General features: G+C 52.9%; 10 protein-coding genes. 8 read left to right on the top strand and 2 right to left on the bottom strand.

What is annotated here, in order from left to right; genetic code table 11:
* Positions 1 to 94: 94 nt before the first annotated feature.
* Positions 95 to 970 (bottom strand): AraC family transcriptional regulator, encoded by an 876-nt coding sequence (locus tag DS878_RS04875; protein WP_113814853.1) that lies wholly within the window; start codon positions 968 to 970, stop codon positions 95 to 97.
* A gap of 164 nt (positions 971 to 1,134) precedes the next feature.
* On the opposite strand from DS878_RS04875, the gene DS878_RS04880 reads away from it, so the two are divergent.
* The 8 genes from DS878_RS04880 (at position 1,135) to DS878_RS04915 (ending at position 10,506) form a co-directional block, all read left to right on the top strand.
* Entirely contained in the window at positions 1,135 to 2,625 is a 1,491-nt protein-coding gene (locus DS878_RS04880) for a CoA-acylating methylmalonate-semialdehyde dehydrogenase (protein ID WP_113814854.1), read from the top strand.
* A 93-nt stretch (positions 2,626 to 2,718) separates the two neighbouring features.
* Positions 2,719 to 3,885 (top strand): acyl-CoA dehydrogenase family protein, encoded by a 1,167-nt coding sequence (locus tag DS878_RS04885; protein WP_113814855.1) that lies wholly within the window; start codon positions 2,719 to 2,721, stop codon positions 3,883 to 3,885.
* A 25-nt stretch (positions 3,886 to 3,910) separates the two neighbouring features.
* Positions 3,911 to 4,690, top strand: a complete 780-nt coding sequence (locus tag DS878_RS04890) for an enoyl-CoA hydratase (protein ID WP_113814856.1) — start codon at positions 3,911 to 3,913, stop codon at positions 4,688 to 4,690.
* Positions 4,691 to 4,722: 32 nt separating this feature from the next.
* Positions 4,723 to 5,805, top strand: a complete 1,083-nt coding sequence (locus tag DS878_RS04895; RefSeq protein ID WP_113814880.1) for an enoyl-CoA hydratase/isomerase family protein — start codon at positions 4,723 to 4,725, stop codon at positions 5,803 to 5,805.
* A gap of 65 nt (positions 5,806 to 5,870) precedes the next feature.
* Positions 5,871 to 6,758 carry a 3-hydroxyisobutyrate dehydrogenase gene (gene mmsB, locus DS878_RS04900; RefSeq protein WP_113814857.1) on the top strand — a complete coding sequence of 296 codons (888 nt, stop codon included), beginning with the start codon at positions 5,871 to 5,873 and terminating at the stop codon, positions 6,756 to 6,758.
* A 199-nt stretch (positions 6,759 to 6,957) separates the two neighbouring features.
* On the top strand, positions 6,958 to 7,896 hold the full coding sequence (locus DS878_RS04905; RefSeq protein WP_113814858.1) for a DMT family transporter: 939 nt from the start codon (positions 6,958 to 6,960) through the stop codon (positions 7,894 to 7,896).
* A gap of 11 nt (positions 7,897 to 7,907) precedes the next feature.
* Positions 7,908 to 10,106, top strand: a complete 2,199-nt coding sequence (locus tag DS878_RS04910) for an OsmC domain/YcaO domain-containing protein (protein ID WP_113814859.1) — start codon at positions 7,908 to 7,910, stop codon at positions 10,104 to 10,106.
* A 103-nt stretch (positions 10,107 to 10,209) separates the two neighbouring features.
* Positions 10,210 to 10,506, top strand: a complete 297-nt coding sequence (locus DS878_RS04915; RefSeq protein ID WP_113814860.1) for a YkgJ family cysteine cluster protein — start codon at positions 10,210 to 10,212, stop codon at positions 10,504 to 10,506.
* 23 nt (positions 10,507 to 10,529) lie between these two features.
* On the opposite strand, the gene DS878_RS04920 is transcribed toward DS878_RS04915, so the two are convergent.
* Entirely contained in the window at positions 10,530 to 10,778 is a 249-nt protein-coding gene (locus tag DS878_RS04920; RefSeq protein ID WP_113814861.1) for an RNA recognition motif domain-containing protein, read from the bottom strand.
* Positions 10,779 to 11,098: the final 320 nt, after the last annotated feature.

Genomic DNA, 11,098 nt, shown 5'->3' on the forward strand with positions numbered 1-11,098 from the left:
TATACCCAGACTAGCCTAGCGGTTAAGTTGTTCCGGAAAAAGTCGCAGTTGGCTGCAGGTTAGGGGCTGATCCATCGTACAGATCAGTTTCAGGCTAATGCCGTGAGGTGTGCCGGTAGTCCCTCGGTGACTGTCCCATGACTTTTTTGAACAGGCGCGAGAAATAGTAGGCATCGTCATAGCCAAGGCGGTGGCTGATTTCTGTAAAACTCAGGCTGGTGGCATCCAGCATCTGACAAGCCCTTTCTATTTTCAGGTGAAGGAAGTGCCGGATAGGGGAAGTGCCTGTCTGCTCTTTATAGCGTGTAGCAAAGTGGGTCGGTGTGAGCCCTGCAAGATCGGCCAGCTGTTCCAGAGTTATGCGCTCATCAAGGTGTTCGCGCATGTAGTTGTTGATGGTGTCGAGCTCGGCCTGGCCTTCGTGACTGGTTTCATCGATGCTTATGGGCACTGCTGCCATAAGCTGTCGTAAACGATTGGCTGCGTGAATCAGGCCGTGGGCCCGGAAGCCGGTCTGGCGGACAGAGAGCAGGCCGTTAAAATCCACCAGTAGTCTGGGTTGCCGCCCCAGGTGGCGGATTGGCGTGGAATCATCAAACCCCATGTACTTGTGAAACTCACTCGCCAGTGGGCCGGTGTAATGTACCCAGTGAATAGTCCAGGGGTTCTCCGGGTCGGCCGTGTAGCGGTGGTTGGCTCCAGCCGGTAATAGCAGCAGATCTCCGGCTTCTATCGTATGAGGTTCGCCCATCACGTTCAGGAAGGCTTTTCCTTCAGTGCAGTAAATCAAAAGATTGTCGCGGTGATGTTCCCTGTGCATATGGTGGCCTGTTGCCCGGCGGTAGTGGCCAAAAGCCAGAGGATACAGGTCCCGGGTCAGGGAATGTTCAGACAAAAGCCTGATGATCGGGGCTGGTACCACATAGCGTATGCTGTCTTTTGGAACTGGCCACTGAGAAGTTTGTATCATATTTAGTGCTGTTGTTGATTTTATGCCGATCGAAAGATAGTCCATCAAGTGCGAAATTTAGTCAATCTTCAAGTGGCAGGGGGCATGCTATTGTCTTTCCACACATTGCTAAAGCCGCGGCGCTTTGGCCCGTCTCTCGCACAACAACAAACAGGGATATTGAGATGAAAAACGTTCCACTGTACTTGGCTGGTGAATTTGTTCAAAGCCAGACCAGCGAATGGATTGATGTCACCAATCCTGCCACCAACGAAGTGATCGCCCGGGCACCCGCTACCACAGACGCTGAAATGCGTAAGGCCATTGAAACCGCCGGTGAAATGTTCAAAACCTGGAAAGAGGTTCCGGTTTCTGAGCGTGCCCGTGTGATGCTGCGTTATCAGGCACTGCTTAAAGCACATCATGATGAAATTGCTGAAATCCTGTCCCAGGAAACCGGTAAAACCTTCGACGATGCCAAAGGCGATGTCTGGCGTGGTATTGAGGTTGTTGAGCACGCAGCCAATGTAGCCTCAATGATGATGGGCGAGACTGTTGAAAACGTGGCCCGGGAGGTGGATACCCACTCATGGATTCAGCCGCTGGGTGTATGCGCTGGTATTACTCCGTTTAACTTCCCCGCAATGATTCCGTTGTGGATGTTCCCCATGGCGATCGCCTGTGGTAACACCTTTATCCTTAAACCATCCGAGCAGGATCCGCTGACTCCGATGCGTCTTGCTGAACTCTTTGAAGAGGCTGGCGCACCCAAAGGCGTGTTGCAGGTGGTACACGGTGGCAAGGCTCAGGTTGATGTGCTGCTTTCTGATCCGGCTATTAAAGCCGTATCCTTTGTAGGTTCTGTACCGGTTGGCCGTTATATCTACGAAACCGGCACTAAGAACATGAAGCGTGTTCAGAGCTTTGCCGGTGCCAAGAACCACATGGTCATCATGCCGGATGCTGACAAGCAACAGGTAATCAATGCACTGGTCGGCGCGTCGGTAGGTGCGGCTGGCCAGCGTTGCATGGCTATTTCCGTCGCTGTGTTTGTAGGCGAGGCTCAGGCCTGGATTCCGGAACTGAAAGAGGCTATGGCGAAAGTCCGCCCGGGTGCCTGGAACGATTCCGGGGCCAGCTACGGCCCGGTAATCTCAGCCAAAGCGAAAGAACGGGTTGAATCCCTGATTGCCACAGGTGAAGCCCAGGGTGCCAACCTGCTTCTGGATGGCCGGGGCTGTACCGTAGATGGACTGCCTGATGGCAACTGGGTTGGCCCGACCCTGTTCTCTGGTGTGACTACCGAGATGGACATCTATAACGAAGAAATTTTTGGCCCAGTGCTTGCCTGTATGGAAGAGGAGAGCCTTGCGGATGCCATCGCCCTGATCAACAACAGCCCATATGGCAATGGTGTTTCCATCTTCACCAGTTCCGGTGGTGCCGCCCGTCGTTTCCAGCATGAAATCGAAGTTGGCCAGGTTGGCGTGAATATTCCCATTCCTGTACCCCTGCCATTCTTCTCCTTCACCGGCTGGAAGGGCTCCTTCTACGGTGACCAGCATGCTTACGGCAAGCAGGCTGTGCGCTTCTACACTGAGACGAAAACAGTTACTTCACGCTGGTTCTCCAGTGAAGCGTCTACAGAAGCGAACTTCTCTATCCAGCTACGTTAATTGCGTTGATGGTGGGACTGTCTGGGCCGGAGCCTGTTTCCGGCCCCCTTTTCATCTGGCGTGACATACGACTCTTTAATCTGGAGCCTGAAGATGGACTTTAACCTGACTGAAGACCAGCTGGCGTTTCGTGAAGCGGCCCGGGCCTTTGCCGTGAAATCCATGGAACCCCATGCGGCCAGCTGGGACGACGAGCATATTTTCCCGGTAGATGTTTTGAAAGAAGCCGGGGAAATGGGCTTTATGGGCATCTATACACCAGAAGCACTCGGTGGCATGGGCCTTTCCCGGCTGGACACATCCGTTATCGTGGAAGAACTGGCGGCGGCCTGCCCCTCAACGGCAGCGTTTATAACCATCCACAACATGGCAACCTGGATGGTTGCCAGCTTTGCATCCGATGATCTCAAACAGGACATAGTGCCGAAACTTGCCAGTGGCGAATGGCTGGCTTCGTACTGCCTCACGGAGCCGGGTGCGGGGTCCGATGCTGCCAGCCTGAGGACCAAAGCGGTTCGTGATGGCGACAGCTACGTGATCAACGGCAGCAAAGTGTTTATCTCCGGGGCTGGCAGTACCGATATCCTCGTGCTTATGGCACGTACTGGTGCGGCAGACTCCGGCGCTAAAGGTATTTCCACATTCGTGATTCCGGCGAATTCCGAAGGTATTTCCTACGGCAAGAACGAAGAGAAAATGGGTTGGCACAGCCAGCCTACCAGAATGATAAACCTTGAAAATGTCCGTATTCCGGTAACCAACCGGGTAGGTGAAGAAGGTGATGGTTTCGCCATTGCCATGAAAGGCCTTGATGGTGGCCGCCTCAATATTGCCACCTGTTCGCTTGGTGGTGCACAAGCTGCGCTGCTGCGAGCCCGTAACTATATGCATGAGCGCGAACAGTTCGGTAAGCCCCTGGCCGCTTTTCAGGCCCTGCAGTTCAAACTGGCCGATATGGCTACCAATCTGGTGGCAGCCCGGCAGATGGTGCGTCTGGGAGCCTTCAAGCTGGATCAGGGTGATACTGAAGCTACACTGCATTGTGCCATGGCCAAACGTTTCGCAACCGATGTCTGCTTCGATGTAGTAAATGATGCTCTGCAGCTTCATGGTGGCTATGGTTATATCCGGGAATACCCTCTGGAACGTTATTTGCGCGACCTGCGCGTGCACCAGATTCTGGAAGGCACCAACGAGATTATGCGATTGATTGTTGCCCGTCGCTTGCTGGACAACGGTGTGGCTGAGGCCATTCAATAAACCGCAAAAATAACAGGAGAAAGAGATGAGCGATCTGATTCAGCTCGAAAAACGCGGCCACATTGCGGTACTGACCATCAATAATCCGCCGGCCAATACCTGGACGGCGGACTCCCTGCCGGCTCTGGCGAAGACAGTCCGGGAGCTCAACGAAGACACCAATATTTTTGCTCTGGTTCTGACCGGACAAGGCGAGAAATTTTTCTCTGCCGGTGCCGATCTTAAAACCTTCGCCGACGGTGACAAAGCCCGGGCCAACGAGATGGCTCAGCTCTTCGGTGACGCTTTTGCCGCACTGACTGCATTTCGTGGAGTCTCCATTGCTGCCGTGAATGGTTATGCAATGGGGGGTGGTCTCGAGTGTGCGCTGGCCTGTGACATCCGTATTGCTGAAGAACATGCTCAGATGGCATTGCCAGAAGCCTCTGTTGGCCTTCTGCCTTGTGCTGGCGGTACTCAGAACCTGCCGTGGCTGGTGGGTGAGGGCTGGGCCAAACGCATGATCCTTTGCGGCGAGCGGGTTAAGGCCGACAGGGCGCTGCAGATTGGTTTGGTTGAAGAAGTTGTCCCCAGCGGTAAGGGACTGGAAAAAGCACTGGAGCTGGCGGAAATGGCCTGCAAGCAAAGTCCATCGTCCATTGCCCGCTGTAAAACTCTGGTAATGAGTGCCCGTGATGGCCGCAGTCATAGCGATGCCTGGCGCATGGAGCGTGAGCTGTTTGTTGAGTTGTTCTCAACCGAAGATCAGAGAGAGGGTGTGAATGCGTTCCTCGAAAAACGTAAACCGGAATGGAAAAACCTCTAAAACCCTCGGGCATGCTGGTTCAAGGATTTTTTATGAGTAATCAACCGATTGTTTTTGAAGAGTGGACGGCTGCTGACGGCGCATTGATCGCTGTAGCCCGGCTGAATACCCCCAAAGCACTCAACTCGCTTTCCCTTGAGATGATCCGGATGCTCACACCCCAGCTCAAACGCTGGGCTGATGACGACCGGGTTAGTGCCGTCTGGATCGAGGCGGAAGGCGAAAAAGCGTTTTGTGCCGGTGGCGACATTGTTGCTCTGTACCGCAGTATGACGGAACCGCAGAGTGGAGGTGGCACGAGTGAAGGTGCAGCTTTCTTCACTGAAGAGTATGAGATGGATTATCTCATTCACTCGTTTCCCAAGCCGGTTGTGTGCTGGGGCCACGGGATAGTTATGGGCGGTGGCATCGGTATTATGGCTGGCGCCTCGCATCGGGTTGTTACTGAAACATCCATGCTGGCCATGCCCGAGAGCAGTATAGGTCTGTACCCGGATGTTGCCGCTGGCTGGTTTCTGAATCGTGCTCCCGGACGCACAGGGCTGTTTCTGGGGTTGACCGGTGCACGAATGAATGCAGCTGATGCGATGTTTGTGGGTCTTGCCGATCGTTTTATCAGGCATGAGCTGAAAGCTGCAGTGGTTGCTGATCTGACGGCCCGGAACTGGCGGGGTGAGGATGCTTTCGCCGTAGTGAGCAGTGTGCTCAGGCAGCACGAAAATCAAAGTGCAGATGCTTTTCCGGAATCTCCGGTAAGGGAGCATTTTGATGAGATCAATCGCGTAACCGATGCCGACAGTCTAGCGGATATAGTTGCGCAGATGATGGAGTTGACGAGTGGCGATGGCTGGCTGTCCAAAGCAACCCGTGCGTTGAAAACAGCCTCGCCAACGTCGCTGGCCTTGTGCTGGAAGCACCTGAGGAACTGCCGTCAGGACAGCCTCCGTGAGGTTCTGGCTAAAGAACTCACGCTTTCGTGCAACTGTCTGGATAAGGGTGAGTTTGCAGAAGGGGTTCGTGCGCTTCTGATTGATAAAGACAAGCAACCCAGGTGGCGCTACGCATCTTTGACAGAAATGGACAGCGAGTGGATCGACAGCTTTTTTGAAAATTAGCCAACAGGCTGTGTGGTTAATAGCCGCGGCCTGCTTCAACCGAATACAAAAACAAGGGGATGATTATGGCAACGATTACTTTTATTGGTCTGGGTAACATGGGAGGCCCCATGGCCGGCAATCTTGTGAAGGCCGGGCATGACGTAACCGTATTTGACCTCTCAAAAGAGGCGGTAGCAGCTCTGGTCGCTGAAGGTGCAAAAACAGCATCTACGGCTCATGAAGCTGCCAAAGGTGCGGAGTGTGTGATCACCATGTTGCCTGCCGGCAAGCATGTTGAAGCTGTATATCTGGGTGACGATGGTCTGCTGGCTCACCTGCCTGCAGGTACTCTGGTGATTGATTCGTCCACCATTGCTCCGGAAACGGCTCGTGGCGTGGCAGATAAAGCCGAGGCTAACAATATTCTGTTTCTTGATGCCCCGGTTTCTGGCGGTGTAGGTGGTGCGAAAGCCGGCACTCTGAGTTTCATTTGTGGCGGCGATGAAAGTACCTTCAATAAAGCCAAACCGATTCTGGAATCCATGGGTAAGAACATCTTCCTGGCCGGCGGGCACGGTGCAGGGCAGGTTGCCAAAATCTGCAACAACATGCTGTTGGCTATCCTGATGGCCGGTACCAGTGAAGCTCTGGCTCTGGGTGTGAAAAACGGACTGGATCCGGCGGTTCTCTCGGAAGTCATGAAGCAAAGCTCTGGCGGCAACTGGGCATTGAATGTATACAACCCCTGGCCGGGTGTGATGGAGGCGGCACCTGCATCACGGGGATACGAGGGTGGCTTCCTGGTCAACCTGATGAACAAGGATCTTGGTCTGGCGTTTGATAATGCGGTCAAGAATCACGCAGCAATTCCTATGGGCTCTCTCGCCCGAAACCTGTTTGAGCTTCACGCCGGACAGGGGAACGGGACACTGGATTTCTCCAGTATCCAGCGCCTTTACAAGCCTGAATGATCCCTGCCGGGGCACGGCTCCCGTGCCCCGCTCTTTCTCTCCAGACCGGGAAGGCTCCCTGCTTTCCGAATCTTTGCCATCCTGCTTTATAACTATTGAGCAAGATAATTATGAGGAGGACAATGAATCATCTCATTGTTGAACCGGTCGCGAAGATAATCTGACCGGTTACTGACTCAGGTTGCAGGCCTATCTACTCATGCTGACGAATACTTTTGTACTTTATTTATCTACGGTGTTGATCTGGGGGTCGACGTTTATTGCTATACCCATGCAGTTGGGTGAGGTCCCCGGTGATGTGTCCATTGCCTACAGATTCGGGTTGGCCGCGTTGGTACTCATGCTCTGGTGCCGAATGACCCGACGCAATATGGTCTTTGGTTTCCGGCAGCATCTCTGGATGGCCGGTCAGGGCCTGATGCTCTTCGGGTTCAACTACATGCTGGTGTATCAGGCCTCTGCCGATATCACCAGTGGCTTGATAGCCGTGGTGTTCTCCACAATCATTGTGATGAATATTGTAAATGGCGCTTTGTTTTTCGGTAACCGTGTTTCCCGTGGGGTGATTGCCGGAGCTGCTTTGGGCCTGGCGGGTATCTGTCTGGTCTTCCTGCCGGAAGTCCGTGCTCTGGATGCAGACGGCGCCACCTTGCGTGCCATTATCCTGAGCCTGGTGGGTACGTTTATCACATCATTTGGCAATATGATTTCTGCTCGTAATCAGTCATCAAAACTACCTGTAATGCAAAGTAACGCCTATGGTATGGCTTATGGTGCGCTTGTGCTGGCGCTCATTGCCTGGGCCAGAGGTGAGTCATTTGTGTTCGAGACGAGCTGGACTTATACAGGGTCCCTGGCATACCTGGCACTGGTCGGTTCAGTGCTGGGATTCGGGAGCTTTCTCACCCTGCTGGGGCGAATAGGGCCTGAACGTGCGGCTTACTGTATGGTTCTCTTTCCGATTGTGGCGCTTGCGCTTTCAACCGTGTTTGAAAACTACCATTGGACGCCTGAGGCGGTGGCCGGTGTTTCACTGGTACTTGCCGGAAATCTGCTGGTGATTGTTCCCAAACAGCAGTTTTTGCGTATAGTGCGGATATTTCGCCCGGTCATAGCGCGCCAAACTCTGAACAAATAGGCAGTCTCGCAATGGAAATCAACGTCAATTATCTCGACAACCTCCGTATTGAAGCCAAATTTGACGACTTTACGGTGATTGCGGACCAGCCCGTACGCTACAAGGGCGACGGCTCGGCACCTGGCCCTTTCGACTATTTTCTGGCGTCCTCCGCCCTGTGTGCGGCTTATTTCGTCCGGGTTTATTGCATCGCCCGCAACATTCCCACCGACAATATTCGCTTGTCGCAGAACAACATTGTTGACCCTGAAAATCGATACAACCAGATATTCAAAATTCAGGTCGAGTTGCCAGAAGATATTTCTGATAAAGATCGCCAGGGTATTCTGCGTTCAATTGACCGTTGTACGGTCAAAAAGGTTGTACAAACCGGCCCGGACTTTCAGATTGAAGTGGTGGATAATCTGGATGAAGATGCCCAGGCCCTGCTGATGACCAAACCCGAGGGAGAGGCGAGTACCTACATCCTGGGTAAAGATCTTCCTCTGGAACAAACCATAGCGAACATGACTTCGATCCTGTCGGATCTGGGCATGAAGATTGAAATTGCGTCCTGGCGCAACATCGTGCCGCATGTCTGGTCACTGCATATCCGCGATGCCGCATCGCCCATGTGTTTTACCAATGGCAAGGGTTCAACGAAAGAAAGCGCCCTGTGTTCTGCATTGGGCGAGTTCATCGAACGCCTGAACTGTAACTTTTTCTACAATGATCAGTTCTTTGGTGAAGAAATTGCCAATAGTGAGTTCGTCCATTACCCGAGGGAACGATGGTTCAAACCAGGGCCCGATGACGAATTGCCTGAAGAGATTCTGGATGATCACTGCCTGGCCATCTATAACCCGGAAGACGAGCTTCGGGGCTCCAACCTCATCGATACCAACTCCGGCAATGTAGAACGTGGTATCTGTTCCTTGCCGTTTGTACGTTACTCCGACGGCGCAGAAGTGTATTTCCCCTCAAATCTGATTGAAAACCTGTTTCTTAGCAACGGCATGAGTGCTGGTAACACGCTTCATGAAGCACAGGTTCAGTGTTTATCAGAAATTTTTGAGCGGGCGGTTAAAAAACAGATTATTCAGGAAGAAATTGCATTACCTGATGTGCCGTTGCACGTACTGGAAAAATACCCCAACATTCTGGAGGGTATCCAGGCGCTGGAAGCACAGGGGTACCCCGTGCTTGTCAAAGATGCTTCCCTGGGTGGTCAGTTCCCGGTGGCCTGCGTTACCTTGATGAACCCCAAAACCTGCGGTGTTTTTGCCTCTTTTGGTGCACACCCGACTCTGGAAGTGGCGCTCGAACGCAGTCTGACGGAGCTGATGCAGGGCCGCAGTTTTGAGGGTCTGAATGATTTGCCACCACCTACGTTTAACAGTCTGGCAGTCTCCGAGCCTAACAATTACGTTGAGCACTTCATTGATTCCAGCGGGGTTGTTTCCTGGCGCTTCTTCAGCGCAAAGCCCGATTATGAGTTTAACGAATGGGATTTTTCGGGTACTAATGAGGAGGAAGCAGCCTGCCTGTTCAATATTCTCAAAGACATGGGCAAGGAAGTGTACACGGCAGTTTTTGACGACCTGGGCGCTCCGGTTTGTCGCATACTGGTGCCGGGTTATTCCGAAGTCTACGAGGTCGAAGACCTGATCTGGGATAATACCAATAAGTCCCTGGATTACCGCGAAGATATCCTCAACCTTCACTCGCTCAGCGATGAGCAGCTGAGCGCTTTGCTGGAGCGGCTGGAAGAGAGTCAGATCGATGAGCACATGGATATCATTACCCTGATCGGTATCGAGTTCGATGAGAATACCGTTTGGGGCCAGCTAACGATTCTTGAGTTGAAGCTCCTGATCAACCTGGCTTTACAAGAGCACGAAGAAGCCCTTGAGAGAGTAGAAGCCTTTATCCAGTTCAATGACAATACGGTTGAACGCGGCCTGTTTTATCGGGCTGTGAATGCTGTTCTGGAAATTATTCTGGATGATGAACTTGAGCTGAGTGATTACCTGTTTAATCTCCGGCGCATGTTTGGGGAAGAGGTTATGGACGCGGTTGTTGGATCAGTGGAAGGCAGTGTGCGTTTCTATGGCCTTACCCCGACAAACATGCAGCTGGAGGGTCTGGACAAGCACCTGCGGCTGATTGAAAGCTACAAGAAGCTCCATGCTGCGCGTGCAACGAGAGTAGGGCAGGGGTGCACGGGTTGACAGGGGGACTAATACGGCGTTGCCGGTTGCCATATTACAGTGACGATCTGGCTTTGCAGTATTTAGCTGAGCAGAGTGTTCCAGACAGTGTGGAGCAGTGCTGATGATAGATGCGATAACCCTTCCGGACCCCAGTATTAGTTGCACAAGTTGCGAGGCGTGCTGCTGCCGTCTCGAAGTGATGTTGATCACAGAGACAGGCGTGCCTGAAAGGTTTATTGAGACGGACGATTGGGGCGGTCGGACCATGGCGCGTTTAGACGATGGTTGGTGTGCAGCGCTGGACCGCAACACCCTGTCATGTTCGATTTACGAGAAGCGACCGCTGATCTGCCGGGAGTTCGAGATGGGCGGCTACGAGTGTAAAGTCGAACGCGGCCCTGCTTCTCCGGTAATCTAAGGCGCTGGCTTATCGCAGCCCGGTTATTGTTCCTTGTCCTGGGCGAACTTCACCCGGATTTTGTTTTTACTTATACGGGCGTCGTTCAGGCGCGCCTTGGCCATCTTGGCCTCTTTGGGATCTGGCATTTCCACGAAGCCAAAACCCTTTGACAGACCAGTTTCTTTATCCAGGACGAGGGTGCACTCAGTAACAGTGCCGTGAGCAGCAAACAGTTCCCGGATTTCCTGTTCAGTTGTTGTGCGTGCGAGGTTGCGGACTAATAGTTTCATGATTGGCCATATGAAAGATGATGATGCCCGCAATTGTTTCAGTGTGGGTAGGTAAGAACAAGCTGTTTTGTCCGGGAGATGAGATCTGTTGCGCCTTTAGCGCAGTGAGCGTTTGATTAACCACAAGGTTTGCGACAGAATCCTAGCCCGGATCCATACAGAATCATACCTTCAAGGATTGAAGATATGCCCAAGGCAAACGGACTGCAGTTTACCGCCCGTGTTGGCGAACTCCCCTCTGATCTTTTTTCCGTGATCGGCTTTACGCTGACAGAACGGCTCTCCGAAGTGTTCCACGGCTGCCTTGAGCTGGCCAGTAC

The sequence above is a fragment of the Marinobacter sp. F3R11 genome (genome assembly GCF_003318275.1).
GTDB lineage: Bacteria > Pseudomonadota > Gammaproteobacteria > Pseudomonadales > Oleiphilaceae > Marinobacter.